Raw genomic sequence first — 24,945 nt, 5'->3', positions numbered from 1 at the left:
GCTGTCACTCCGCGGCGCGCTTGACCTTCCAGCTGTCGGCGTAGCCCGCGACCTCCACGCCGTGCGCCGCTGCGCCGATCTCGAGCGCGTCGCGGGCATCGAGCATCACCGCATACTCGTCGGTGGCGGGCTTGGGCTGGACGAAGGCACGCTCGAGCGCTTTCGGGTGCGGCCCATGGGTGAACCCGCAGGGGTGCAGCGTCATCATCCCGGCATGGATGTTGTCGCGCGAAAAGAAGTCGCCTGCGTGGTAGAACAGGACCTCGTCATAGTCGTCGTTGTTGTGGAAGAACGGCACCTTCAGCGCGCCCGGGTCGGTCTCGAAGGGTCTCGGCGTGAAGGTGCAGATCACGAACCGGTTCGCCACGAAGGTCGTGTGCGCCGACGGCGGCAGATGGTAGCGGTGCGATGCAAGGGGGCGGATCTGCTCGATGTTCAGCTTCACCGGCGCGAGATCGCCATGCCAGCCCACCGCATCGAGCGGGTTGAACGGATAGGTGCAGACCGATAGCGCGTTGCGACGCTTGATGACGACGCGTGTCTCCGCCTCGCCCTGCTGCGCGCGGAAGGCCTCGTCGATCTGCGGCGTCTCGAGCACCGCGGGGTCGAAGATCGCATGCGCCCCGAGCATGCCCTTGTCAGGAAGCATATAGGTCGAGTTCGTCGCCTCGATCAGCAGGCAGACGGTCGGCTCGCGGCTCTCGATGCGCCACATCGTCGAGCGCGGGAGAACGATGTAGTCGCCGGCTCTGTAGGTCAGGTGTCCGTAGTCGCAGAAGAGATCGCCGGACCCCTGATGGACGAAGATCAGCTCATCGCCATCGGCGTTCCGGGCGAGATGGTCCATCGCCTGCGGGGCACGCCAGAAGCGCAGCCGGACATGCTGGTTGAACAGGATCTCGGCGGCCTCGAACGGCGAGGCATGCTGAGCGTTCAGCCGGGCGAGGTCGAACGCACGGGGGCGCAGCGGCCCCTCCCAGGACGACCAGCCGGTCGGCGGATGGCGGTGGTACATGTGCGTCGCCGGGCCGAAGAACCCCTCCTTGCCGAGCTCGCGCTCGAACGTGCCCGCCGGGAGATCGGCATGCGCCTGGCGGCTCGTCTGCCCCTCCATGCGGGGAAACCGGATGTAGTGCTTCATCGCAACCCTCCCTGCGACCGGCCTGCCATGCCCGCTTTCGCCCGGCCGCCTTGCGTCACGTTCGCGTTTCCAACATACTGTTTCAGATGCAACGGTTGTCAAGACGCGAGCCGGAGGACGCCGGGCAGGCGGGCGACGAGACCGCCCCATTCCTGCTCGAGCGTTTCCTTCCCTATGAGCTCTCCGTGACGGCGAACAAGGTCAGCCGCCTGTTCGCCCACTTCTATGCGGAGAGGTTCGGCCTTTCGATCCCGGAATGGCGCTGCCTCGCGGTGATCGGCCGCTATGCCCCGGTCGCGGCGACTGCGATCGCGGAGCGGACGGCGATGGACAAGGTCAAGGTCAGCCGCGCCGTCGCGTCGCTGCTCGCGAAGGACTTGGTGCGTCGCGGCCCGCACCCGGCCGATCGCCGCCTCGGGCTGCTCGCCTTCACCGCCAAAGGGCGGCGTGTCTACGAGCAGATCGTGCCCTTTGCCCGGCGCCTGGAGGCCGACCTGATGGCGGTGCTCGGGCCGGCTGACCGCGCCGCGCTCAGCGCGATGCTCGGGCGGATCGCGGCGCGCGCGGAGGCCCTGGACACGGCGAGGCTTGACCGGGCGGTGCCGGACTGACATTTTCATTTGTAACCACAGAAGGGAGGATGTCCATGCAAGGCCGCACCCCTCGCCGCATGCTCCTCGGCGCGATCGGCGCCCTGCCGCTGTTCTCGATCGCCCGCCCTCTCGCAGCACAGGGCGTCACCCTCTCCTTCTCCTCTTGGCTTCCGCCGCGCCACCCGATCGTCGAGAATGCCTTCCGCCCCTGGATGGAGCAGGTCCGCCAGGTCACGGACGGGCGCGTCACGGTGCGGCTTCTTGCCCAGCCGCTCGGTGGCCCGCCCGCGCATTTCGACCTTGTGCGCGATGGCGTCGCGGATCTCGGCTACAGCCTCCATAGCTTCATCCCAGGCGATCGCTTCCTGTTGCAGCGCGCCTTCGAGTTCAGCTTCCTGGGCGACGATGCCGAGACGCTTTCGGTGGCGTACTGGAACGCCTTCGAAAGGACACTGCGTAAGGCCGACGAGCATCGCGGCGTGCACGTTCTCGGCCTCTTCACCCATGGGCCCGGCAACATCCACACGAAACCACGGCCGGTCATGCAGCCCGGTGATCTCACCGGTCTCAGGTTCCGTGTTCCGGGCGGGCACGCGTCCGACCTCATTCAGGCGCTCGGCGGGGTCCCGGTCCAGGCTCCGGCCGGCCAGATCTTCGAGATGCTGAGCCGCGGCGTGGTCGATGGCGTGACCATCACCTACGAGGCGATCACCTCGTTCCGTCTCACCGAACACGTGCGCTTCACCACCACTCTGCCGGGCGGGATCTACAACACATCCTGGTTCTTCGTGATCAACGAGGCGAAGTGGAATGCCATCGCGCCGCGCGATCGCGAGGCGATCAGTACCGTCTCCGGCGAAGCCTTCGCTCGGCTGATCGGCAAGGCGTGGAACGCCGCGGACCGGGCAGCGATCGAGCAGATGCGGGCCGCCGGGATCACCATCGTCGAAGGAAGCGAGGCGCTTGTGCGCGCGGTCAGACGGGCCTCCGCCGCGCTCGAATCACGCTGGGTCGAAGCTGCGCGCGGGCGCGGAGTCGACGGCGCGGCGCTGCTTGCCGAGATCCGCGCCGCGACCGGTGTGCGCCCGCCAGCGTGACGGCTCGTTCCTCCGCCGAGCGCGTGGTGGGACCTGGCCGCTTGGCAGCGGGGCTTCTCGTCGCTCTCGCGCTCGCCGCCATGGCCGTGGTGACGGCGCTCGACGTGATCGGGCGGTATCTGCTCAACGCGCCGCTGCCAGGCTCCTACGAGCTGGTCGGGCTTCTGCTCGCCATCACGGTCTTCGCCGCCCTGCCGCTCGCCACACTCGGGCGGGAGCATGTCGTGGTGGATGTGCTGGATCATCTGCTGCCGCCGCGGCTCGTTGCGCTGCAGCGCGCCGTCACCGAGGCAGCGGCGGGGGCCGTGCTTGCCGTGCTCGCCTGGCAGCTCTGGCTTCGGGGCGAACGCCTCGCTCTTGAGCATGCCACGACCAACCTTCTCGCCATCCCGCTCGCGCCGGTAGCGTTCCTGATGGCCGCCTTCACGGCTCTCGCTGCGGCCGCGATGGTGATCCTGGCAGGGGTTTCGTTACGGGAACGCTCCAGCGTACGGACCGGCTGAGGCGTCGGCGTGATCGGCGAGATGTGGACCGCCTTCGGGGTTCTGTTCGCCCTGATCTTCCTGCGCATGCCGATCGGCTGCGCCATGCTCGCGGTCGGCCTCGTCGGCTTCGCCGAGCTTGTGAGCTGGCGGGCGGCGTTTGCAATGCTGGGCACAACTGTGTTCGAGGCAGCGCGCTCCTACACCCTCTCCGTGCTGCCGCTGTTCATCGTGATGGGCAATCTGCTGACGCGCGCCGGCGTCTCCCGCGAACTCTTTGGCGCTGCCTATGCCGTGCTTGGCCATCGCCGCGGCGGGCTTGCGATGGCGACGATCCTCGCCGCAGGCGGATTTTCCGCGGTTTCCGGATCGTCTCTCGCCACGGCCGCCACCATGGCCAAGGTGGCGATGCCGGAGATGCGACGCTACGGCTACGCTCCCGGCTTCGCCGCCGGCGCGGTCGCCGCGGGTGGCACGCTCGGGATCCTGATCCCCCCGAGCGTGATCATGGTGATCTACGGCCTGCTGACCCAGTCGGACATCGGCAAGCTGTTCATTGCCGGCATTCTGCCGGGGCTTCTCGGCATTGCGATGTATGTCGGAGCGGCTGCGGTCGCGACCGCGATCAGTCGATCGCTCGGGCCGCCGGGGGAACGACATCCGCTGAAGGAGAGACTACGCGCATTGCGCGGTGTTGCCCCCACGCTCGGACTGTTCGCAGTGATCCTGGGCGGAATCTATCTCGGCGTGTTCACGCCCACCGAGGCGGCCGGCATCGGTGCCATGGTCGCGCTCGGGATGGCGCTCGCGCGTCGCGCGCTTCGGGCCCGGGAGCTCCTGGAGGCTCTGGTCGAGAGCGGGCGCACCACCGCGATGCTGTTCACCGTCATCATCGGCGCGCTCGTCTTCGGCAACCTCGTCAATGTCGCCGGCTTTCCCGATCTTTTGCGAGAGATCGTCGAACGGTCTGGACTCGGGCCGTGGTCGGTGGTGACGGTGATTGCCGCGATCTACCTTGTGCTCGGCTGCGCGCTCGAGAGCCTGAGCATGATCCTGCTCACTGTGCCCGTGTTCTATCCGCTCGTTCAGGTGCTCGAGTTCGGCCTCGATCCCGATTCGGTGCTGATCTGGTTCGGCATCGTCGTCGTCGTCGCGACCGAGATCAGCCTGCTCACGCCGCCGGTCGGCATGAACGTCTTCGTGTTGCGCGGCCTTCTGCCTGACGTCTCGCTCCGCACGATCTATCGCGGCGTAACCCCGTTCTGGCTTGCCGACATCCTGCGCTTGGGCGTGATCCTGTACATTCCCTCGCTCAGCCTCGCCCTGCCGCGGCTGATGTAGCGGGCAAGCCGCCGTGGCCGAAAGGGACACCTGGTCCTGAGGCCACCGCGGCGCTTTCGGCAGCGCGGTGCGCTCAAGGGGGCATGCCTCGGGATGCCGGGGCCCCTTGTCGGCAGGATGGCGCGCGACGGAAGGTCACGGCGACCGTTTGATCGTTTCAGGCGGGATTGGTCAGGTGCCGCTGGTGGTGGCGGAGTGCGCATCGTGCACCCGGTCGAGCATGGCCATCCTCACGAGGACCGGATCGCCAGGGGCGATGCCTCACTCGGCGGGCCCGGCGGGCGGGACACCGGGACCGTTGACCTAGTTCGAGGATGCGACGGAGGCGTGCGCCCCTCGCCCCTCCCGCCGGATCGGCCGCCCGGAGGCCCGGGATGCGCCACAGCGTTTGTCAAGAGCTGGCGGAGGGAGTGGGAACCGAAGGCATGGGTTCGTCGATAGGCATCATTTTCCCGTTGAACCTGTCGTCGCTACGGCTCCCCTACCCGCGTACCGACCGCGAGGGGCGGCGCCACGGCGCCCTGGAGAGACCGGATCGAGGATGACCAATTCTGTCAATGACCCGCGAGACGAGCAGCACGTCCGCGGCGAGGGCTGCCAAGGCGCAGGAGGCTAGAAAGGCCTGTCGTGTTATGGCAGCCGTCGGCGGCGTGCTCCGCGATCCGGGGCCCCTTCCGCTTCACCCGGCCGCTCCTGCTGTTGAGTCCTGGCGTCGGTGGCCCTTGAGACGCGCTGAGCATCGGGTTCCGGCCTCGCTCCGGAGCCCTGTGGCGCCGTGCAACGAGGCCGAACGTGCCTTCGACCCATTAGGCAAGGCGGGAGCCCTTCCACACCAGCGTTCTTTTACGCCGGACCCAGGACCTCCTCGACCGTCCCGTCCGCCTCGATCCGCCCGCTGGCGAGTCTGATTACCCGCGTACACCATCGGCGGACGATGGCCATGTCATGCGTCGCGAGCACCAGGATGTCCGCTCCGACCACAAGCTTCTCCAGTCGCTCCGAGGCACGCGCCATGAAGTCCGCGTCCCCTGCCAGGAACCACTCGTCCATCAGCAGGATCTGAGGCGACATGAGCGTGGCCACCGCGAAGGAGAGGCGGATGCTCATGCCGGCGGAATAGGTGCGGATTGGCACGTCGAGGAACTCGTTGAGCCCGCTGAACCGGCCAGCCTCCTCCACCAGCGCCTTGCACTCGGCATCCGACAGGCCAAGGAACAGCCCGCGAAGCACGATGTTTTCGCGGCCCGTCGCGTCCGGATCCATTCCTGCTGAAGGATCAAGCAACGCGCCGATCGTGCCTTCGACCTCGAGCCTGCCGGCGACCGGTTCGTAGGTGCCGGCCAGCGTGCGCAGCAGCGTCGTCTTGCCCGCCCCGTTGCTGCCGACAAGCGCGACCCGCTCGCCGGCATTGATCCGAAAGGAAAGATCGCGCAGGGCGACGACGACGATCCGGTGGCTGTCATCCTCGCGCAAGCGGATCGAGGCGGCAGCCATCAGCCGCTTTTTCAGCGACCTGGCGCCGAGATGATAGAGCGGGAAGTTGATGCTGAGGCCCTGGGCCTCGATATGCGGCACGGCTCACACCCAGAAAGCGATTCGGGCCCGGAACCGGGCGAAAAAGCCGAAGGCGATCGCCGAAGTGAGGATGGTGTAGAGCACCGCACACGCCCAGATCAGCGGCGGCGCGCCGTTCTCCAGCAACGGCCCCCGCACAGTCTGCATCAGCACGTAGAAGGGGTTGAGCGGAAGCAGCACCTGCAACTCGTTCAGCAGCTCCGGCTTCCACAGCACCGGCGAGAGGAAGAAGGCGAGCTGCATCACGCTCGCCACGATCTGCTGCACGTCGCGGAAGCGTGCGCAGATCATGCCGAGGAACATACCGATGGCAAACGCGTTGACCGCGATCAGCCCGAGCCCCACCAGAGCCATCAGCGCGGTCCAACCCGGCAGCACGCCGAACAGCAGGAAGACGATCAGAATGAGCGGCAGGTTGTGCGCGGCGATGAGCGCGTTGCGCAGAAGGAAACGCAGCACATGCACTGTATACGGCAGTGGCATTTGCCGAATGATGGCCTCGGCCGAAACCAGGCTGGTGCAGGCGTCCGACACGGTCTGCGCGATCATGTTCCAGATGAGCAGGCTGACCGTCAGGAAAGGCAGATAGGCCGAGAGTGGCATCTGGAAAAGCTGGGAGTAGAGCAGCCCGATGCCGCACACCATGATCGCGGTGGACAGCGTCAGCCAAAACGGGCCGAGCACCGAGCCGCGATAGCGGTTGCGGATGTCGAGCCTTGCGAGCGACAGCGCAAGCCGCCAGCGCGCAAAGCCCTTTGCAAGGTCGGCCAGCGCGCGTTGCAGCCTCTGGGGATGCGCGGAATCGCAATGGTAGAACGCCGATGACGGTGCGGTCCGAGCCAGCATGGCGCTTCTATATCGCGCCCCTGGGCGCACGGCCACTTGGCGTGGGCCGGGGCCGTTGAGCATGACCCGTGCGTTCGAGTCCGCGGCAAGGATGGTTTCGAGCGGGCAAGCGGGATTGCCTGGCCACGCGCTCCGGCTCTACGGTCCGCCAGAAGCGTGCGTCACCCGACGGCACGCGCAGCGGCAGTGGTGGTCACCTCGATGGGCATTGGGGTCCAGGCTCTGCGTCTGATGCGACAGATGCAGCTACAGGGTTTTCTCGCCGGCCGGAAGTCGGTTCTCGAGCTCGGCAGCCAGACCTTCGCGCCCGATACGCACCGTGCGCGCGAGGCTATCCGCGAACTCTTCCCCGAGATCCCGTCCGATTCGATCTCGACGCCGCGCGATTTCTACCGCGCGCTCGGGATGACCAAATATGTCTCGATTGACCTCGACGGACATGACGGCGCGCTTCGCTACAACCTGAACTTGCCGCTCGATGAGACCTACCAGTTCCGGGAAACGTTCGACCTCGTCACGAACCACGGCACCACCGAGCACGCCTTCGACCAGTTCCACTGCTTCGAGAACATCCACAAGCTGACGCGGACGGGCGGTCTCATGTTGCACGCCCTACCCTCCCAGGGTTACCACAATCATGCGTTCTTCAACTACCACCCGTCCTTCTTCCTCGATCTCGCCAGAGCTAACGATTACGACGTGCTTGGCCTGCATTACAATCTTGGCGAAGAGCTGATTCCCTACACTGACTCTGTGCTGGCCGAGCGCGGCATCATGGCCACAGACTTTTTGGCCATCTTCGCGGTGCTGCGCAAGACGGTGGACCGGCCATTCATCATTCCCTTTGACGGTCGCTACTACATGGAGGAACGCGACGGCGCCTTCGTGCCGCGAACCGATTTCGGCAGCCACGCGCGCGTTGAGGAGAACCGCTTTCCGCTCTCCGCCGGCCCGACGTTGAATCCGTTGACGTCTGAAGAGAGGCGCGAGCCGCGGGTCCGCTTCATCCTGCCTGTCTGGGGCAAGAACTTCATGGATGCCTTCCTGACCTTCGGCCTGCGCGGGTTGATCGAGAGTGGCGTGCTGGACACCGCGCCGCGAGATAGCTCCGAGTTCGTGATCGTGACGGATCCCGACGGGGCCGAGCGGTCGAACGCCTCAGCGATGAAAAAGAAACTCTCGGCGATCCTGCCGGTGCGGGTGCTGGTAGCCCCCACGCCGCCGCACACGAATTCATATCACTTGCTAACCCGAAACTATAATTTGGCGCTTGCTGATGCGGTGCCGGAAGACATCTACTTCTTCCTGACGTCAGACTGCTTCTTCTCCTGCGAGGTCTTCGCCTGCTGCCTGGAGCGGCTCAAGACGCAGCGCGTCGTTCTCGTGCCGTCCCTGCGCGTGGTCGAGGAGAGCTTCCAAGCGGAGCTGATGATGAGGCAGGACTGGAAGCTTTCGGGGCGCAAGTTGCTGCAGTTGGCGCTGCGGCATGAGCATCCGCTGACCGAAGCCTTCTGCATCGACAACGACAGCAACAGGACCCACCCGCAGCCCGCTCAAGTGCTGGCGCGCGTGCCGGGAGGCTATGTCGGTCGCTGGACAGTGATGCACCCGCTCGCCATCCGCATCGCCAATCCGTTGGCAAGGATCGCCAACACCGTGGATTGGAACTACGGCGCGCTGCACATCGCTGGCTGGGCCGACGTCGCGGTTCTGGACAGCATCGACGATGGTCTCACGGTGAGCACCACGCCGCTCAGCTACCACCAAGGCGAGCCGTATCGGCGCGGCAGCGGCGTCGCGCGTCATCTCTCCAACCTCAAGGACTGGGTGAACAACCGCTGGGCGCTGGAGTATCACTTGGCGCAGCTCGCCCATCCTGTGCGGCTGCTGTCGGACCAAGCGACGCCGGAGGCGCTGATCGCAGCTGCCGAAGCGCGGGTGAACCACGTCATCGCCCAGTTCCTGGACTATGTGAACACACGGCGGTATCTGCCGCGCGCGAGCTATCAGGACCTGCCGGCCTCGGCCTTGCTGCGCGACGCGATTGACCGGCGGCAGCTACTGCGCGGGTCGAAGCGGAGCATCGCGCGGCTGAAGCTGTCGCTGCGCAACCGCGCGACACGGATGGTCAGCCGAGCGCTGGCGCGCTTCCGCTGACGGGAGCGCCATCCGGCCCCCGCACGGGTCCTAGCGAGCGACAGAACCGCGGCAGCAGTGAGACGGCGGCGATCGCAAGCCCCATATCGAGCATAGCTTTCGTAGCGGCAAACACTGTGACGCCGGGCAGTTCCGGCGGCTGCCGTACGGCCTCCGCCAGAAGGTCGAGCGGCGCATGTAGCAGCGCCGCGCCGTGCAACTCTGGCAAATCGAGCGCCGGCGCTGCGGCACCTGCCGGCCACGCATAGCCAAGCCGGTCCGGGAGCGCGCGCGTGCCGCAGCGTTCCAGCACGGCAAGGGCGGCATCGCTAAACCCGCGCCCCATGTCGAGGAGCGGATCGCGCAGATGCGGCGCCGGCCCCCCGACTAGGTCGCGGAACTGCAGGGCGTCGCGCAGCACCGCGGCCCGCCCGGACGACACCCTCTGGCCGAGAAGCGCACCAAGCCGGACAATCTCCGCGACAGGATCGGCGAGCGCCGTCTCGAAGCGGATCAGCTCGAGCCCCGCATCGGGCCGCAGCGCCGCCTCAATCGCGGAGCGGTGGCGCGAGGCGGCGCGCTCCAATATCTGCCCGCCGGCCAGCCCGGCCTGCCCGCTGCGGCCGAGCTTTGCAAGCACTAACCGAATGGCATTGAGCGGATGGCGCACCACGCAGAAGCAGCGATAGCCGAGCGCTTCCAGAAACGCTTGGTTGGCCGGTGTCCAATCTGCATGCGTGCCCTCCGCCCTCTCCAGAAATCCCGCATAGGGCAGACCGTCGAGCACGAACCAGCCATGATCCGAGAACACTACGACCCAGGCGCGATGCGGCGCCGCCAAGCCTGGCCATATGTGGTAGGAGAAGCCCGGCAGCGCACCGAAGGTCCTCTCCACCACTCGGCGCAACGAAAGCGCCTGCGCGTCGCCGAGATGCCTGGCAAGACCCGCCGGCTCATCATCATCGCCGTGCAAGGCGCGCAGCACGGCCTGGACGAGGATGTTGCGAGAACCGGGAAAACCAGTAAGGGCCCAATGGTCCCGTGCCAAGGTTCCCGGAGCGAAGGCGAGCGCTGCCGGATGCAGGATCGGAACGCGTTCCGGCACGAGCGGAGCGAGCCGCGCGAGATTCGCCACAAAGCCGCCATCCTCACCTCGTTCCGGAGCGTCGAGCGCGATCACCGTCGCGGCCGCGCCCCACGCCACCCTCTCCAGCGGCATAACCGGCATGGCGGCTGGGGGCCGGTCCGAGTGGTGCGGGGCCGATGCGTAGATGAGGCGATGGCCGGAAGCGCGGGCCAGAGCCGAGATCTCCTCCAAATGCGACGCGTGGCCGTAAAGGATCGTCGCGCCACGCATGTCTGGCAGAGGGGCGGGCACCTGCTGGCCCGCTGCCAGTGCCTGATCCCTCTCGGCGCGCAGGGTCGCCGCCTAGGCGCGCGCCGCATCGCGCTCGGCGGAGACGGCGAGGTAGGCGCGCTCGAAGCCATCGCGCTCGGCCTGGAGGCGTGCCGCCTCTGCCCGGAGGCGCCCCAGCTCCGCGCGCCAGCGTTTCCTGGGGTTCCAGATCATCCCGTCGCAGTCTCCGGTTGGTAGTCGTGCACGGTAAAGCGGCGGCAGAACAGGGCGTAGGGTCCCTGGTCGGAATACTCGATCCTGAATCGTTCCACACACTCTCGCCAGGCCCGGCGCTCACCGAACGCAGGGTCGGCGCGATTGCAGGACCAGTCGTCGAAATAGATGTAGGCACCTTTGGTGACCATGCCCCGCGCAAACAGATTGCCCAGAACATCCATGGCCGAGACGTACAGATCGGCATCGACGTGGATCAGCGCGTATCGGGTCTCCGCCGGCAGAGCGGGAACCGTGTCGGCGAACCAGCCCGGGAAGATGCGCACGCGGTCCTCGGCGAGATACTCGGTCACGACGGCGAAAAGCTGCTCGGGCGTGAGGCCGCGGCAGGAGCCGGGCGGCCAGATGCCGTCTTGGACATGCGGGCTCGCGGCATCCACGGGATTGTCGGCGGCGGGCAAGCCCTCGAAACTGTCGAACAGGTGCAGCTCCCGTCGCGGGCTGCCATAGACCTGCACGGCATGGGCGAGGTGCGTGTCGCAGGAGGCCATCGCGCGGGCGAGGCCGCGGGCAGTCGCACCCGTCATCGTGCCGAATTCGGCGATGTGGCCATCCACGTCGAAGCCGTAGCAGGCGGCGACTCCCTCCGCGAGGGCGGAGGCGGCGGCGGCAGTATGAAAGGCGAAGGGGTCGCCGTACCCCGTCCAGCCCTGCGAGCCGACATAGCGCGGATCATCGACCGCGAGGCCACCGCGAAGGCTTTCCAGCTCGTCTGCCATCTGCTGCCGCACCAGACGGCCCACCAGACGGTCCACATGCTGAGTCATGAGATGCATAACGCGGCGGTCCACCGCCTCACGCAGCTTCTTCTTCAGCAGGCCGAGCATGGCAACCTCCGGGGTTCAGGTGGCGAGAGGCGGCGGCAGCACGGGATCGAGCCCGAGACGGCGCAGCCGCGGCGCGATCGCCTCGGCGACCACGGGCGCGACGGCGAGGAAGACCACGGCCCCGGCAGGCACTGCCTCGGGCGCAAGCACCGGCTTGCCGAAGAAGGTGCGGCCCTGGCGGTTCGCATCCTCGTCCACATGGAAGGCAATTCGATCGCCGAGCGCGCCGGCGAGCCAGGTGGCGGCGATCGAGGTGCCGAAGATCCCAAAGCTCGCGCCGCGCGAGGCGGCTTCCCGCGTCGCTGCGAGTGTGGCGTCGAGCCAGGCGAGCTGCGTGGCGACGAGGCCCGGCGGATCGGCCTTCTGCCGTGTGGCGACAGGGCCGCGCGCGGCACGCGCAAGGACCGACATCTCCTTCTTCACCCAGCCGGTCTCGAAGTGCAGCGGCTCCAGCCCCGCGCGAATCAGCAGGGCTTCCAGCGTCGCCGGGGTGAAATGCGTGGCGTGGTCAGCGATCGTGAGGTCGAAAGGGTTCTCGGCGAGGTTCGGCACCTCGATGAAGACGATGCCATCTGCGCTGAGATTGCCGCGCAACGCGACGAGAGCGGAAAAGGGGTCGGTGAAGTGTTCGAGGGCGTGGATCATCGTGATCAGCGTGTAGTGTCCTTCGAGCTTCGTTGCGTCGCCGATCTTGAGGCCGGCGAAGCGAGGGATGTCACGCATCACCGAGAGGTTCCGGTCGTCGAGCTCGAGCCCGTAGAGATCCCATTCCGGCAGGCGCTGGCCGAACGCCCGGAGGAAGGCCCCGTTGCCGCAGCCGATATCTATGACGCTGCCGCGTGGGGGCAGCAAACCAGTGGCAAGGATGCGCCCGCTGAGCAGCATGGAGCGACGCACGCTCTCGCCGGCCGCCGCGTCGAACACGATCTGCTCCGCGCCGCCGCCCTGGTAGTACACGTCGTAGGCGGCATAGATCGCGCTGAGATCGGCCAGGAACTCGGGGGTCGCGAGCTTCTGCGCAGTGCCGCAGGCCGTGCAGGCGTGCAGCGCGCCACCCGGGGGGAGGAGCCGGCAATCCGAACTGACCCGCGGCATCGACGCATAGGTGGGCAGCGGTGCGAGGCGCGCAGCGCCGCAGACATGGCAGGTCATCGGGGTCATCCAGCGGGCTCCGTGGCGGGATGGCCGAAGCGGCGCGCGAGAGCGGTGCCCAGCAGGCCGCGGAGCGAGGTGGGGCGGAAGAGCAGCGTCAGCGCGGTGAGCAACGCGGGGCGCAGGAGCGGCGCGGGCAGGCGCCGCACCGGCCCAAGCCAGACACCGCCCGGCTCCAGGATCCTCTCCAGGGTCGGGAAATCGACGGGCTCCGCCTGCACGGCAAGCCGCGCGACGGCGAACCGGTAGCGGCGCTCGAACAGCGGCGGATACCAGGATGGAAACACCGGGTCCTCGGCGAAGGCCTCGAGGACTCGACGCAAGAGATCGAGTGCGCGGCCGGGATCGCGCGCGACAGCGCGGGAATAGCCGCGATCGTCCACGCGCCATTCTACGAGCACGCGCGGCGCGAAGCAGAACCCGTGATGCAGCGCGAGGCGGCGGACCAGATGTCCATCAGTGAACGGCCCGAGCCGCGCATCGAAGCCGCCCATCGTGGCAATCAGCGCGCGCCGGAACAGCGCGGCCGGCGTGACGACGAAATTGTCCATCCGCGTAAGCAGCGCGGCACTCTCTGCCGGCGTGAAGTACCGTGCGCGATGGGCGGGGCGGACCGCCGGGCGCAGCCCGATCGGGCGGCCGGTGGTGCGATCGGTCAGCGTCACCTCGGCGCAGGCGAAGGCCGCCCCAGGGTGCGCCTCGAGACGGGGCAGCAGCGTCGCCACAAGCTCGCGCGAAAAGCGGTCATCGGCGGCCGCGAAATGCACGTAATCGGCCGTCGCGGCCGCGACGCCGGTGTTCATGGCGGCGACCGCGCCCCGATTGCGTTCGTGCCGGATCAGCCGGATGCGCGGATCGGCCGCTGCCAGCCGTTCGATGACGGCGACGCTGTCGTCGGTGGAGCCGTCATCCACAACGACGAACTCGTCGAAGGGCCTCGTTTGCGCTTGGAGCGCGGCGATCGCTTCCGGCAACAGGGCCGCGTGGTTGTAATTCGGCAGGACCACACCGACGGTCGCCATCGTCGCTGCTACTCGCGGGTCGGACCGAAGGCGGCTTCGGCGATGCGCTCGCACACCTCCTCCATCGGCCGGAAGCGCCAGGGCAGCAGCGAATGCAGCTTCGTGGTATCGAGCGAGGTGTTGAGCGGCCGCTGCTCGCGGAAGGGAATGTCACGTAGGCTGCAGGGCACAAGGGTCGCCGTCACGGTCGGATCGCGGCGGCGGATCGCGGCGAGCAGGCAGGCGGTGAGGTCGTACCGGCTCCAGGCCACGGGGCCAGCCACGTTCACCACGCCGCGCGCACCGCGCAGCGGCAGTTCCGCCAGCGCGCGGGCCACGTCGTCGACATGAGCGGGGGAGAAGATCTGGTCGGTCGCCATACGCAGCGTGGCACCGCCGCGGATCTGCGGGACGAGCTGTCCGAGCACGCTGTGCGCACACTCCGCCTCGCTCACGACCTTCGACAGCCGGGCGACGAGCCAGGGCCGGTCGAGGCTTGCCATCCATTCTTCGACCTCGGCCTTCTGCCGCCCGTATTCGGTAATCGGTGTGAGTGGCTCAACTTCCGTGCGGCCGCCGCGCGTCCCGTCATGGACATAGTCGCTTGAGACGAATATTGGCAAGATACCGCGGGCCACAGCATCGGCAACCATACGCTTGACGCTGACGACGTTTATGGCGGCGGTGCCGACCGGATCCTGGGCGCAGATCTCTGGGTTGGCTGCGCCATGCAACAGGTAAAGCCGGCTGATGCCCTCGCCGGCGCGGTCGAGCAGCGCGGCCAGGTCATCGCGCGTGGCGTCAAAAGGGATCGAGCCGGGCCAGGGACGCGAGTGATGCGCGCCGACGGCGTCGGACCCAAGAGCGGTCAACAGCGCGCGTCCGACGAATCCAGACCCGCCGAGGACGAGAGCCTTCGTCACGCCGATCTGAGATGGCTGCACACGCCAATGAGGTAATGCGCCATCCGGAAGTAGCCAGTGTGAACGACCTCGTCATTCATCGAGAAGACGAAGACGGTGTGGAAATACTTTTCCAGCGTCTCCTTCAGCGCCTCGCCGGTCTTGCAGTTGACGTGGCCGGCCTTGCTTTGCGGGGAGGCATACGCCTGGGACTCGAGCGACGGCATGCCGAAGATCGCGACCCCCGTCGGCTCGAGCGCGGCAACGGCGTTGCGGAGGAATAGATCTTCGCGATCAGGAGCGATGTGCTCCAGCACGTCGAGCGCATACAGGGCATCGTAGCGGCCGGGCACGGGACCGGCAAGGAGGTCATGCACGAAGACCTCGAACGGCCAGTGCGGATTCATCCGCTCCAGCGCGTCGGCGACAAAGACGGGGTCGAAATCCACCGCCGTTACGTGGCCGACGCTCTGCTGCACGATGCGCGTGCCGAAGGCGTCGGCGCAGCCGATCTCCAGCACCTTCTTGCGCCCCGCCAGCATTTTCGACACAAATTTATACCGCGCGAGGGTGAAGACGGTACGCCGCGGATCCTGGTTCCAGGACTCATTCGCCATCAGCCCGAAGCGCGCGATCCCGTGCTTCTCCTTAACCTCGAAGAGTAAATCGTATTGCTTTTCTTTGGTTTCCGGCTTGTCCATGAACCGCGCTCGATCCTCGATTTCTCTCGATCCCGCAACAAAACACTGCATCCCATTATTTTAGCAGAGGCCCGAGGTGAGACAAACAGCAGGCGGTGCTGCGTCGGCGCCACCTGCTGGGCAGGAGCGGCCGGTCCCACCCGCCAGAGCGGCTGCGCGATCGTGTTGCGCCGGAAGTCGATCCCGCCTATAGGCCGTAAACATCTGGGAGAGAGTACGCTCACGGGCGGGTTGTTCAGAAGGCGCGTTCGCGGAAAAGGGGGCCCTGATGAGGGCATCGAGCGCCGATCCGGTGGCCCGATCAGAATGCGTGGCTGCCGAGATTCGGCGGTTGGCGGCGGGCAGACGCGTGGCGTTCGTGTCTGGCAATTTCAATGTCGTTCACCCTGGCCATCTCCGGCTTCTGAAATTCGCGGCTGAGGCCGGCGAGTTCCTGGTTGTCGGCGTCAACCCGGACTCCACACCCGGAGTCGCGGTGCCGCTGGCGCTGCGTCTTGAAGGCATCCAGTCGCTCGGCATCGTCGATTACGCCTTCGCGCTGAGGGAGCCGCCGGAGTGCTTCATCGCCGAGCTCAAGCCCGACATCGTCGTGAAAGGGCGCGAGCATGCCGAGCGCCACAATCCGGAGCTCGCCGCAGTTGAGGCCTACGGCGGTCGGCTGCTGTTCAGTTCGGGCGAGGTGCGCTTCGCCTCGCTCGACCTCCTCCAGCGCGAGTATACAAGCGGGCCGTTCTGGACGTTGATCAAGCCGAAGGATTTCCCACGCCGCCACGGCTTCACAATCGAGGGTCTGAAGGCCGTGCTTCCCCACATGCGCGGGATCCGCGTGCTGGTCGTCGGCGACCTCATCGTTGATACCTACATCGACTGCGACGCGCTCGGCATGTCACAGGAGGATCCGACGATCGTCGTCACGCCCATCGACCACAAGACCTTCGTTGGCGGCGCAGCGATCGTGGCGGCACACGCACGCGGGCTTGGCGCCGAGGTGCGTTACATCACGGTGGCGGGACGGGATGATCAGGCCGGCTTCGCACGCTCAGCTCTCGCCCGGCATGGCGTGGCGACTGAGTTTCTGGTTGACGAGACCCGCCCGACCACACACAAGCAGCGCTACCGTGCCGCGGGCAAGACGCTCCTGCGCGTGAACCACCTGCGTCAACACGCGATCGACGCAGACATCAGGTCGCAGGTGCTTGACCGGATCGAGCAGGCCCTGCCACACACTGACCTGCTGCTGTTCTCGGACTTCAACTACGGGTGCTTGCCGCAACCGCTGGTCGATGCCGTGGTGGAGCTGGCGTCCGAGCGCGGCATCATGATGGCTGCCGACAGCCAAGCCTCCTCGCAGCTCTCGGACATCTCGCGCTTCCGAGGCATGACGCTGATCACCCCGACCGAGCGCGAGGCACGGCTCGCGCTGCGTGACTTCGAGAGCGGGCTAACGGTGCTGGCCAACCGGCTGCGCGCAGCGTGCGGGGCCCGCAACGTGGTGGTGACGCTCGGCGCCGATGGGATGCTGGTGCATGCGCCAAACGGATCAGACGGCGCGCTGATGGACGATCGGCTGCCCGCGTTCAATACCGCCCCCAAAGACCCCGCCGGCGCCGGCGACAGCCTGTTCACCGCGACCGCCCTGGCGCTCGCTGCGGGCGCGGATATCTGGCGCGCCTCCTATATCGGCGCGCTCGCCGCCGCCTGCCAGGTCGGCCGCGTCGGCAACCTGCCGGTCACGGCTGCCGACATCGAGGCCGAGATCGACGCGGACACGGCGTGATTCGGGCGGTGCTGCTGGCGGCGGGGCTCGGCACGCGGCTTCGGCCGCTGACCGAACGCGTGCCGAAATGCCTCGTCCCGGTACACGGGCGGCCGCTGCTCGGCATCTGGTTCGACCTCTTGTTCCGGTCGGGCGCGATCGAGCGGGCGCTCGTCAACACGCACTGGCTTCCCGGCCAGGTGGAACGCTTCGTCACTGCGTCGCCCTGGGCGGCGCGCGTCGATCTTGCGCACGAGCCGGAACTGCTCGGCACAGGCGGCACACTGCTCGCGAACCGCGCCTGGATAGGCAACAGGACGGTGCTGGTCGCGCATGCGGACAACCTGACCGATCTCGACGTCAGCCGGTTGATCGCAGCGCATCGCGAGCGCCCCGCCGGCTGCGCGATCACCATGCTCGCCTTCCGCACCGATTCGCCGCAGAGCTGCGGCATCCTAGAGATCGACGCCCGCGGCATCGTTCAGGCGTTCCACGAGAAGGTGGAGAACCCGCCGGGTGACCTCGCCAATGCCGCCGTCTATCTGTTCGAACCAGAGGTGATCGACTTGGCCGCATCGCTCGGCAGGTCCGTGGTCGATCTCTCGACCGAGGTGATCCCGCGCTTTACCGGCCGCATCCTGGCCGTGGAGACGCAGGGCTACCATCGTGATATCGGCTCGCCCGAGGCGCTCGCCCTGGCGGAGGCCGAGTGGCACCCGAATGAGGGCGCGCGGCGTGATGCGGACAGGATCCACTGACACGAGGACAGATCGCGGATGAGGGTCTTGGTGACAGGCGCTTGCGGCTACAAGGGCAGCGTGCTGGTGCCCAAGCTGCTGGCGAAGGCCCACGAAGTGGTGGCGTTCGACATCCAGTGGTTCGGCAACTGCCTCCGGCCGCATCCGGCGTTGACCGTCGTCAAGGGCGACGTGCGCGACCCCAGGCAAATCGATCTCGACGGCGTGGATGCGGTGATCCACCTCGCCTCGATCGCGAACGACCCCTGTGGCGATCTCGACCCGAAGCTGACATGGGAGGTGTCCTGCCTTGCCACGATGCAGCTTGCGGACGCCTGCGCGCGGCGCGGAATCAGGCGTTTCCTCTATGCGTCCTCCGGCAGCGTCTATGGCGTGAAGGAGGAGGAGCAGGTAACCGAGGATCTCGAGCTCGTGCCGATCTCGGAATACAATAAAACAAAGATGTGCGCCGAGCGCATCCTGCTCTCTTACGCGGACGACATGGTGGTGCAGATCGTCCGCCCCGCGACCGTGTGCGGCTTCTCGCCGCGCATGCGCCTCGACGTGTCGGTCAACATGCTGACCATGCAGGCGCTCACCAAGGGGCGCATCACCGTGTTCGGCGGCAACCAGACCCGGCCCAACATCCATATTCAGGACATCACTGACCTCTACCTGTTTCTCCTCGACAATCCCCAGCACGCGGGGATCTACAATGCCGGGTTCGAGAATCTCTCGATCCTCGAGATCGCGCGGATGGTCCAGCAGCACGTGCCGTCAGAGGTGGTGGTCTCGCCCTCGAACGATCCACGCTCCTACCGCGTCAACTCCGACAAGCTGCTCGCCACAGGGTTTCGACCGATGCACACGGTCGAGGATGCGATCAAGGAGCTCGTCGGGATGTACCGCCAGGGCGCTCTCCAAGATGAGGATCGCTGGTACAATCTGAAATGGATGAAAGCGAAGGTTTTGTCGTGAGTGGGATTGTCAGCAGCGCGGCCGACCCGAAGACGATGTTCGCGGCCTATGTCGATCGGCTGGCGGGTGCCTTGAAGCTGCTCGACCTGGATGCGGTGGAAACCCTCGCGCAAGCGCTGAAGAGCTGCTGGACGACTGGACGGCAGGTGTTCCTGATCGGCAACGGCGGCAGCGCTGGCAATGCGATGCATCTCGCCAATGACTACATCTACGCGCTCTCGAAGCGGCCCGGTTCGGGCATTCGCGCGCATGGGCTTTCCGCCAACCCGTCCGTCGTCACCTGCCTCGCCAATGACGAAGGCTACGAGTGGATCTACGCGATCCAGCTCGCGGTGATGGCGCGGCCGGGCGATGTGCTGATCGCCTTCTCCGGCAGCGGCAACTCGCCCAACATCCTGCGCGCGCTCGAGGAAGCGAGACGCATCGGCATGACCTCGTTCGCGGTGCTCGGCTACTCGGGCGGCAAGGCCAAGGCGCTGGCAGACGTGCCGATCCATGTCGCGATCGACGACATGCAAGTGGCCGAGGATCTGCAAATGGCGATCGGGCACATGATCATGCAGTGGTTGCACACCCAGCGCGACTCGGTGCAGGCAGCGTCGGAATGACGCGTTTCCTCGTTCTCGGCTCGAACTCCTTCTCGGGCGCGACCTTCTGTGACCACCTCGTCTCGGCCGGGTACGAAGTGATCGCGGCCTCGCGCTCGCCCGAGCCGCACGAGGCCTTCGTGCCCTATCGCTGGCGCGGCAACCGCGTGCGCTTCGTGCAACTCGACATAAACCGCGATCTTGACGCGCTCGATGCGCTCCTGCGCGCCGAGCGGCCGAGCCATGTGGTGAACTTCGCTGCGCAGAGTATGGTAGGGGAGTCGTGGCGTCACCCAGAGCACTGGATGATGACAAACGTGGTCGCCACGACCCTGCTGTTCGAGCGCCTGCGACGGCTCGATTGGCTCGAGCGCTACGTCCATGTCACCACGCCCGAGGTGTATGGCAGCACCGAGGGATGGGTGCGCGAGGATGCGCCGTTCAACCCGACGACGCCCTATGCCGTCTCGCGCGCCGCGGGCGATATGCAGCTCCGCGTCGTGGTGGCGCAGTACGGTTTTCCCGCGGTGTCGACCCGGGCGGCGAACGTGTACGGGCCGGGCCAACAGACCTATCGCATCATTCCGCGCACGATCCTCTCGGCGCTCGCGGGGCGCAAGCTTGAACTGCACGGCGGCGGCCGGTCGATCCGTTCCTTCATCCACATGCGCGACGTCAGCGAGGCGACGCTGCGGATCGCCCTCGCCGGGCAGGTAGGGCATACTTACCACATCTCGACCCTGCGGACGCTGTCGATCCGCGAACTCGTGGCGATGATCCTGGAGCGGCTCGGCAAGGATTTCGACGACTGCGTGGCGATCGTGCCGGAACGGCCCGGCAAGGACCAAGCCTACATGCTGGACTCGACGAAGCTCAGGACCGAACTCGGCTGGCGCGACATGGTCTGCCTCGAGGATGGGATCGCCGAGTGCATTGCCTGGGCGGAACGGTTCCGCGACCATCTTCTCTCTATGAAGAGCTGGGATTACGAGCACAAGCCGTGACGGTTCTCACGACCTCTAGCCGCGCCCCGGACGAGGCTGCGCTCCGCACGATCGCCGCGAAGCTGCGCGGGCGCGTGATCGAGATGGCCCATGCCGCCCAGGCCGCGCACCTCGCCTCCGCCCTCTCCTGCTGCGACATTCTCGCGGCGGCCTATTGGTACGCGCTCAGGATCGATCCCAAGCGGCCCGACGATCCGCTGCGCGACCGCTTCATTCTCTCAAAGGGCCATGCCGCGACCGCGCTCTATGCCGCCCTCGCGTTCCGCGGCTTCTTCGACCCGGCGGAGCTCGACACCTACTGCCGGAACGGCGGCAGGCTCGCCGAGCACCCACCCGCTCACGGCCTGCCCGGCGTCGAGGCGGCGACCGGCTCGCTCGGCCATGGCTTGCCGATGGGCGCCGGGATGGCGCTCGCCGCGCGCATCAACTCCCAAGCCTACCGCGTCTTCGCAGTGCTGTCGGACGGCGAGTGCAACGAAGGCTCTGTCTGGGAGGCGGCGATGTTCGCCGCGGCGCAGCGCCTCGCCAATCTCTGCGTGGTGGTCGACTACAACAAGTGGCAGGCGACCGCGCGCTCGAACGAGACACTCGCGCTCGCGCCGTTGCGGGACAAGTGGGCCGCCTTCGGCTGGAACGCGCACGAGATCGATGGCCATGACGTCGGCGCACTCGCGCAGAGCCTCGCCGCGATTCCCGCATGCGGCGAGGGCCGACCCGTCGCCCTGATCGCGCACACCGTGAAGGGCAAGGGCGTGTCCTTCATGGAGGACGACAACAACTGGCACTATCGCGCCCCGACGGCCGACGAGGTCCGTAAGGCGCATGAAGAGCTCGGCCTCGCATGAGGAATGAATTCGCGGATGAGCTGACCAGGCTTGCGGACACGGACCCGCGGCTCGTGATGCTGTCGGGCGATATCGGCAATCGCCTGTTCGACACCTTCCGCGCGAGGCATCCGTCGCGGTTCTTCAATTGCGGCGTGGCGGAGCAGAACATGATGGGCGTCGCGGCTGGAATGGCCCTCAGCGGTCTGCGGCCGGTCGCCTATACGATCACGCCCTTTGTCACCACGCGTTGCCTGGAGCAGATCCGCGTCGATGTCTGCTATCACGAGGCACCGGTCATCATCGTCGCAGTAGGCGCCGGTCTGGCCTATGCTGCCCTTGGGCCAACGCATCATGCCTGCGAGGATATCGCCTTCCTGCGGTCCCTCCCGGGCATGGTGGTGTGTTGCCCAGGCGATGCCTGGGAAGTGCGCGCCGCACTTCGGGCGGCGCTGCAGCAGGACCGTCCCGTCTACATCCGAATGGGCAAGAAGGGCGAGCCGATCATCCATCCCGGCATCCCCGCGGCATTCGCCTTCGGCCGCGCCATCACGATGCGCGAGGGCGACGAAGTCTGTCTGATCTCTACAGGCAACATCCTTCCGGAGGTCCTGCACGCCGCGGACGAACTCGCGAGGCATGGCCATTCCGTGCGCGTGCTCTCGATGCACACGGTGAAGCCGCTGGATACCCTGGCCCTCGCCGATGCGTTCCGGACCTGCCGCGTGGTGGCGACGGCAGAGGAGCATTCGCCGATCGGCGGGATGGGTGCGGCCGTCGCGGAGTGGATGGCGGACTCCGGCACGCCCGTGCCGCGCGGCGGGTTTCTCCGCTTCCATACCGGCGACGCCTTCTTCCGCCAGTCGGGCGAGCAGGACTTCGCGCGCGAGCAGCTCGGCCTCGCCGGCCATCAGATCGCCGAGCGCGTGGAGGTGGCGCTGCACGGGAAGGCCGCGGGATGAAGACGGAAGCGATGCTGCTGGTCCAGACGGGCCGGCCGCTGGAGATGGCGGAAATCGCGATCCCGGCGCTCAAGCCCGGCCAGGTGCTGGTGGAGATCGCCTATTCCGGGGCCTGCGGCACGCAGGTGATGGAACAGCGCGGCCTCAAGGGCCACGATAAATGGGTGCCGCACTGTCTCGGCCACGAAGGAAGCGGCACGGTGCTCGAGACGGGTGCGGGAGTTTCCAAGGTCAAGCCGGGGGACCAAGTCGTGCTGTCCTGGATCCGCGGCAGCGGGATCGAGGCCGGCGGTACGATCTACGACTGGAACGGGCGCCGGGTGAATGCAGGCGGCGTCACCACATTCCAACGCCACGCCGTGGTCAGCGAGAACCGCCTCACGCTGCTTCCCGCCGGCCTTCCGATGGACGTCGCCGTGCTGCTCGGCTGCGCCGCGCCCACCGGCATCGGCAGTGTGGTGAACGTTCTGCGCGTGCTGCCTGGCGAGAGCGTCGCGGTGTTCGGCACCGGCGGCATCGGCCTGAACGCCTGCATGGCGGCGGCACTCGCCGGTGCGGTGCCGGTGATCGGTGTCGATCCCAACCCGCATCGGCGCGCGCTTGCCGAGTCGTACGGTGCGACACACACGATCGACCCCGGCGTCGACGATCCGGTCGCGGTCATCCGCGCCCTCGTGCCGCACGGCGTGGACGCAGCGGTCGAGGCGAGCGGCCAGCCCGCGGTGATGGAACAGGCGCTGAAGGCTGTGCGTCCTCAGGGCGGCCGAGCCGTGGTGATTGGCAATGCGCGCCATGGCGCGACGCTTACGCTCGATCCCGGCCTGTTCAACCAGGGCAAGAGCCTGCTCGGCACGTGGGGCGGCGACGTGGTCCCTGACCGTGACCATCCGCGCTTCGCGCGTCTCCTCGGTGCGGCGCGCTTCGATGTGCGACGACTGCTTTCCAAACCCTACCGCCTCGATGAGACGAACCAAGCACTCGACGACCTCGCGGAGGGAAGGGTTGGCCGGCCGCTGATCGACATGCGGCTCGCCTAGACCGATGCGAATCGGCATCGACTTCGACAATACCATCGCATGCTATGAAGGCGTGTTTCATGCGGCAGCGGTGGAGCGGGGCCTTATTCCAACCGATCTGCCGAGGGACAAAACGAGCGTGCGCAACCACCTGCGCGCGATCGGACGAGAGAACGACTGGACCGAGCTCCAGGGCTATGTCTATGGCGCGCGGATGGATTTGGTCCGACCCTATCCGGGTGTGGCCACCTTCATCGCCGCCGCTCAACACGCCGGTCACGACGTGTTCATCGTCAGCCACCGGACGCGGGTGCCCTATCGCGGGCCCCCTTACGACCTGCACGAGGCTGCGCGCGCGTTCCTGGCCGCACACCGTCTTACCGATCCCGCGCATGGTGGCATTCCCCCCGAGCGCGTCCTTTTCGAGGTGACGATCGCCGCTAAGCTCGCGCGCATCGCCGCTCTCGGGCTCGACGCCTTCGTCGACGACCTGCCGGAGGTGCTTGCAGAGGCCGCGTTTCCCGCTTGCTGCCGCGCGATCCTGTTCGATCCTGAGGCGAACTATCCCGAAGGCACTTGGCAGGGACGAAGGTTCGAACGTTACGGCGCCTGGGACAGCATCACGGCCGCGCTGTTCGGCCGCACCGCGGCGTGAGCGTGATCGCCGAGGTCACGCCGATCGAGGCCGCGTCGCGGTTGATGCGCAAAGCCGGGCTAACGGATTCGCCACATGCGCTGACGCGTCTTCCAGGGGGGCGCAACAATCGGGTGTTTCGGATCGAGCGCGACGGCCCTCCCCTTGTCATCAAGTGCTACCACCACGATCCGCGCGATCCGCGCGATCGGCTCGGAGCGGAGTGGGCATTCCTACACTACGCTTGGCACACATGCGGCCTGCGAACGGTGCCCGCGCCGCTTGCGGCCGATCCAGCGAGCCACACGGCGCTCTACGCCTTCGTCCCGGGCGCGCGGATTGCCGCCGTCGAACCGCGACATGTGGAGGCGGCAGCGCGGTTCATCGCTGCGCTGAACACCAGGGTGGCACGGAGCGCAGCCGAGGCGCTGCCACCTGCCTCAGAGGCCTGCTTCTCGCTTGCAGCCCACCTCGAGGCGATTGCCCGGCGCGTCGCACGACTGGAGGCACGGCTTGATCCCTCTGCCCCCTATTTCGAGACCGCCGCAGCACTGGTCCGCAGCCGCCTCGTGCCGGCCTGGCGGCGTTTTGTGCGCAACCTCACCCCCGACTCGACGCCGCTGCCATGGTGCATCTCGCCATCGGATTTCGGCTTCCACAATGCGCTCGAAGCGGACGGACGCCTGACTTTCCTCGACTTCGAATACGCCGGTCGCGACGATCCGGCGAAATTGATCTGCGACTTCTTCTGCCAGCCCGACCTCCCTGCCCCACCTTCGCTTTATCCTGCCTTCAGAGACGCGGTTCTGGGAGCCCTTGGGCTTGGTACCATTACACATAGCGCCCGCTGCGATGCCCTCTTGCCGGCTTATGGCATCAAGTGGGTGTGCATCATGTTGAATGAGTTCATTGTGGCCGACGCAGCCCGACGCCATTTCGCAGAAGGAGCAGACCGCGCGTCGCGCTGTGCCGCCCAGCTTGCCAAGGCGGCCGCCGCGCTCGACCGCCTTCAAACCACCTGAA

The 24,945-nt window shown here is 66.9% G+C and carries 25 protein-coding genes; 15 read left to right on the top strand and 10 right to left on the bottom strand.

What is annotated here, in order from left to right; all coding sequences use genetic code 11:
- Positions 1–4: 4 nt before the first annotated feature.
- Positions 5–1,141: a homogentisate 1,2-dioxygenase gene (locus tag KO353_RS01830; protein WP_218286076.1), complete on the bottom strand. Its 1,137-nt coding sequence runs from the start codon at positions 1,139–1,141 to the stop codon at positions 5–7.
- Between the two features lie 86 nt (positions 1,142–1,227).
- Here KO353_RS01830 and KO353_RS01825 point away from each other — a divergent pair, with 86 nt between their 5' ends.
- Genes KO353_RS01825 through KO353_RS01810 form a run of 4 tightly spaced genes read left to right on the top strand, consistent with a single transcriptional unit; the run spans position 1,228 to position 4,654 of the window.
- On the top strand, positions 1,228–1,752 hold the full coding sequence (locus KO353_RS01825; RefSeq protein ID WP_218286075.1) for a MarR family winged helix-turn-helix transcriptional regulator: 525 nt from the start codon (positions 1,228–1,230) through the stop codon (positions 1,750–1,752).
- Positions 1,753–1,787: 35 nt separating this feature from the next.
- Entirely contained in the window at positions 1,788–2,831 is a 1,044-nt protein-coding gene (locus tag KO353_RS01820; protein ID WP_218286074.1) for a TRAP transporter substrate-binding protein, read from the top strand.
- On the top strand, positions 2,828–3,334 hold the full coding sequence (locus tag KO353_RS01815) for a TRAP transporter small permease (protein WP_218286073.1): 507 nt from the start codon (positions 2,828–2,830) through the stop codon (positions 3,332–3,334). Before KO353_RS01820 ends, KO353_RS01815 begins: the two co-directional genes overlap by 4 nt.
- 9 nt (positions 3,335–3,343) lie before the next feature.
- On the top strand, positions 3,344–4,654 hold the full coding sequence (locus KO353_RS01810; protein WP_235691983.1) for a TRAP transporter large permease: 1,311 nt from the start codon (positions 3,344–3,346) through the stop codon (positions 4,652–4,654).
- A gap of 843 nt (positions 4,655–5,497) precedes the next feature.
- Here KO353_RS01810 and KO353_RS01805 read toward each other — a convergent pair.
- Positions 5,498–6,229, bottom strand: a complete 732-nt coding sequence (locus KO353_RS01805) for an ABC transporter ATP-binding protein (RefSeq protein WP_218286072.1) — start codon at positions 6,227–6,229, stop codon at positions 5,498–5,500.
- A 3-nt stretch (positions 6,230–6,232) separates the two neighbouring features.
- Positions 6,233–7,075 carry an ABC transporter permease gene (locus KO353_RS01800; protein WP_218286071.1) on the bottom strand — a complete coding sequence of 281 codons (843 nt, stop codon included), beginning with the start codon at positions 7,073–7,075 and terminating at the stop codon, positions 6,233–6,235.
- Between the two features lie 231 nt (positions 7,076–7,306).
- Between KO353_RS01800 and KO353_RS01795 the strand changes: the two genes are divergently transcribed.
- Positions 7,307–9,232, top strand: a complete 1,926-nt coding sequence (locus KO353_RS01795) for a methyltransferase domain-containing protein (protein WP_218286070.1) — start codon at positions 7,307–7,309, stop codon at positions 9,230–9,232.
- Here the strand turns inward: KO353_RS01795 and KO353_RS01790 are convergent.
- The 7 genes from KO353_RS01790 to KO353_RS01760 form a co-directional block, all read right to left on the bottom strand.
- Positions 9,204–10,568, bottom strand: a complete 1,365-nt coding sequence (locus KO353_RS01790; RefSeq protein WP_218286069.1) for a hypothetical protein — start codon at positions 10,566–10,568, stop codon at positions 9,204–9,206. The two genes, KO353_RS01795 and KO353_RS01790, sit on opposite strands and share 29 nt — an antisense overlap.
- 72 nt (positions 10,569–10,640) lie before the next feature.
- Entirely contained in the window at positions 10,641–10,781 is a 141-nt protein-coding gene (locus tag KO353_RS01785) for a hypothetical protein (RefSeq protein WP_218286068.1), read from the bottom strand.
- A complete protein-coding gene (locus KO353_RS01780) occupies positions 10,778–11,668 on the bottom strand; it encodes a TylF/MycF/NovP-related O-methyltransferase (protein WP_218286067.1) in 891 nt (296 codons plus the stop codon). The genes KO353_RS01785 and KO353_RS01780 overlap by 4 nt, the downstream gene beginning before the upstream one ends.
- 15 nt (positions 11,669–11,683) lie before the next feature.
- On the bottom strand, positions 11,684–12,829 hold the full coding sequence (locus KO353_RS01775) for a class I SAM-dependent methyltransferase (protein WP_218286066.1): 1,146 nt from the start codon (positions 12,827–12,829) through the stop codon (positions 11,684–11,686).
- A complete protein-coding gene (locus tag KO353_RS01770) occupies positions 12,826–13,842 on the bottom strand; it encodes a glycosyltransferase family 2 protein (protein ID WP_218286065.1) in 1,017 nt (338 codons plus the stop codon). The genes KO353_RS01775 and KO353_RS01770 overlap by 4 nt, the downstream gene beginning before the upstream one ends.
- 8 nt (positions 13,843–13,850) lie before the next feature.
- Positions 13,851–14,744 carry an SDR family oxidoreductase gene (locus KO353_RS01765; RefSeq protein ID WP_218286064.1) on the bottom strand — a complete coding sequence of 298 codons (894 nt, stop codon included), beginning with the start codon at positions 14,742–14,744 and terminating at the stop codon, positions 13,851–13,853.
- Positions 14,741–15,424, bottom strand: a complete 684-nt coding sequence (locus KO353_RS01760; protein ID WP_218286063.1) for a class I SAM-dependent methyltransferase — start codon at positions 15,422–15,424, stop codon at positions 14,741–14,743. Before KO353_RS01760 ends, KO353_RS01765 begins: the two co-directional genes overlap by 4 nt.
- 268 nt (positions 15,425–15,692) lie before the next feature.
- On the opposite strand from KO353_RS01760, the gene KO353_RS01755 reads away from it, so the two are divergent.
- The 10 genes from KO353_RS01755 to KO353_RS01710 are packed head-to-tail and all read left to right on the top strand — an operon-like array spanning position 15,693 to position 24,944.
- Positions 15,693–17,201, top strand: a complete 1,509-nt coding sequence (locus KO353_RS01755; protein WP_235691982.1) for a PfkB family carbohydrate kinase — start codon at positions 15,693–15,695, stop codon at positions 17,199–17,201.
- Between the two features lie 8 nt (positions 17,202–17,209).
- Positions 17,210–17,938, top strand: a complete 729-nt coding sequence (locus KO353_RS01750; RefSeq protein ID WP_218286061.1) for a nucleotidyltransferase family protein — start codon at positions 17,210–17,212, stop codon at positions 17,936–17,938.
- An 18-nt stretch (positions 17,939–17,956) separates the two neighbouring features.
- Positions 17,957–18,895, top strand: a complete 939-nt coding sequence (locus KO353_RS01745) for an NAD-dependent epimerase/dehydratase family protein (protein WP_218286060.1) — start codon at positions 17,957–17,959, stop codon at positions 18,893–18,895.
- The gene (locus KO353_RS01740; RefSeq protein WP_218286059.1) at positions 18,868–19,503 is read left to right on the top strand and encodes an SIS domain-containing protein; all 636 of its coding nucleotides are present in this window, start codon (positions 18,868–18,870) and stop codon (positions 19,501–19,503) included. The genes KO353_RS01745 and KO353_RS01740 overlap by 28 nt, the downstream gene beginning before the upstream one ends.
- Entirely contained in the window at positions 19,500–20,486 is a 987-nt protein-coding gene (locus KO353_RS01735) for a GDP-mannose 4,6-dehydratase (protein ID WP_218286058.1), read from the top strand. Before KO353_RS01740 ends, KO353_RS01735 begins: the two co-directional genes overlap by 4 nt.
- Entirely contained in the window at positions 20,483–21,331 is an 849-nt protein-coding gene (locus KO353_RS01730; RefSeq protein ID WP_218286057.1) for a transketolase, read from the top strand. Before KO353_RS01735 ends, KO353_RS01730 begins: the two co-directional genes overlap by 4 nt.
- On the top strand, positions 21,328–22,272 hold the full coding sequence (locus KO353_RS01725) for a transketolase family protein (protein ID WP_218286056.1): 945 nt from the start codon (positions 21,328–21,330) through the stop codon (positions 22,270–22,272). The genes KO353_RS01730 and KO353_RS01725 overlap by 4 nt, the downstream gene beginning before the upstream one ends.
- Positions 22,269–23,309 (top strand): zinc-binding dehydrogenase, encoded by a 1,041-nt coding sequence (locus KO353_RS01720; protein WP_218286055.1) that lies wholly within the window; start codon positions 22,269–22,271, stop codon positions 23,307–23,309. Before KO353_RS01725 ends, KO353_RS01720 begins: the two co-directional genes overlap by 4 nt.
- Positions 23,310–23,313: 4 nt before the next feature.
- Entirely contained in the window at positions 23,314–23,943 is a 630-nt protein-coding gene (locus KO353_RS01715) for a hypothetical protein (protein ID WP_218286054.1), read from the top strand.
- Complete coding sequence (locus tag KO353_RS01710; RefSeq protein WP_218286053.1) at positions 23,940–24,944, top strand: protein kinase family protein; 1,005 nt, start codon at positions 23,940–23,942, stop codon at positions 24,942–24,944. Before KO353_RS01715 ends, KO353_RS01710 begins: the two co-directional genes overlap by 4 nt.
- Position 24,945: the final 1 nt, after the last annotated feature.

The organism is Elioraea tepida (genome assembly GCF_019203965.1).
GTDB classification, from domain to species: domain Bacteria; phylum Pseudomonadota; class Alphaproteobacteria; order Acetobacterales; family Acetobacteraceae; genus Elioraea_A; species Elioraea_A tepida.
Note: the sequence above shows the minus strand (reverse complement) of the source record. Positions and strands in the feature narration are given on the sequence as shown.

Excerpts from the sequence above, each read along its gene's own strand:
- KO353_RS01830 (WP_218286076.1), bottom strand. The coding sequence starts at position 1,141 with ATGAAGCACTACATCCGGTTTCCCCGCATGGAGGGGCAGACGAGCCGC.
- KO353_RS01825 (WP_218286075.1), top strand. The coding sequence starts at position 1,228 with ATGCAACGGTTGTCAAGACGCGAGCCGGAGGACGCCGGGCAGGCGGGC.
- KO353_RS01820 (WP_218286074.1), top strand. The coding sequence starts at position 1,788 with ATGCAAGGCCGCACCCCTCGCCGCATGCTCCTCGGCGCGATCGGCGCC.
- KO353_RS01800 (WP_218286071.1), bottom strand. The coding sequence starts at position 7,075 with ATGCTGGCTCGGACCGCACCGTCATCGGCGTTCTACCATTGCGATTCC.
- KO353_RS01795 (WP_218286070.1), top strand. The coding sequence starts at position 7,307 with ATGCGACAGATGCAGCTACAGGGTTTTCTCGCCGGCCGGAAGTCGGTT.
- KO353_RS01790 (WP_218286069.1), bottom strand. The coding sequence starts at position 10,568 with ATGCGTGGCGCGACGATCCTTTACGGCCACGCGTCGCATTTGGAGGAG.
- KO353_RS01785 (WP_218286068.1), bottom strand. The coding sequence starts at position 10,781 with ATGATCTGGAACCCCAGGAAACGCTGGCGCGCGGAGCTGGGGCGCCTC.
- KO353_RS01780 (WP_218286067.1), bottom strand. The coding sequence starts at position 11,668 with ATGCTCGGCCTGCTGAAGAAGAAGCTGCGTGAGGCGGTGGACCGCCGC.
- KO353_RS01775 (WP_218286066.1), bottom strand. The coding sequence starts at position 12,829 with ATGACCCCGATGACCTGCCATGTCTGCGGCGCTGCGCGCCTCGCACCG.
- KO353_RS01770 (WP_218286065.1), bottom strand. The coding sequence starts at position 13,842 with ATGGCGACCGTCGGTGTGGTCCTGCCGAATTACAACCACGCGGCCCTG.
- KO353_RS01760 (WP_218286063.1), bottom strand. The coding sequence starts at position 15,424 with ATGGACAAGCCGGAAACCAAAGAAAAGCAATACGATTTACTCTTCGAG.
- KO353_RS01755 (WP_235691982.1), top strand. The coding sequence starts at position 15,693 with ATGAGGGCATCGAGCGCCGATCCGGTGGCCCGATCAGAATGCGTGGCT.
- KO353_RS01745 (WP_218286060.1), top strand. The coding sequence starts at position 17,957 with ATGAGGGTCTTGGTGACAGGCGCTTGCGGCTACAAGGGCAGCGTGCTG.
- KO353_RS01740 (WP_218286059.1), top strand. The coding sequence starts at position 18,868 with ATGGATGAAAGCGAAGGTTTTGTCGTGAGTGGGATTGTCAGCAGCGCG.
- KO353_RS01735 (WP_218286058.1), top strand. The coding sequence starts at position 19,500 with ATGACGCGTTTCCTCGTTCTCGGCTCGAACTCCTTCTCGGGCGCGACC.
- KO353_RS01725 (WP_218286056.1), top strand. The coding sequence starts at position 21,328 with ATGAGGAATGAATTCGCGGATGAGCTGACCAGGCTTGCGGACACGGAC.
- KO353_RS01720 (WP_218286055.1), top strand. The coding sequence starts at position 22,269 with ATGAAGACGGAAGCGATGCTGCTGGTCCAGACGGGCCGGCCGCTGGAG.
- KO353_RS01715 (WP_218286054.1), top strand. The coding sequence starts at position 23,314 with ATGCGAATCGGCATCGACTTCGACAATACCATCGCATGCTATGAAGGC.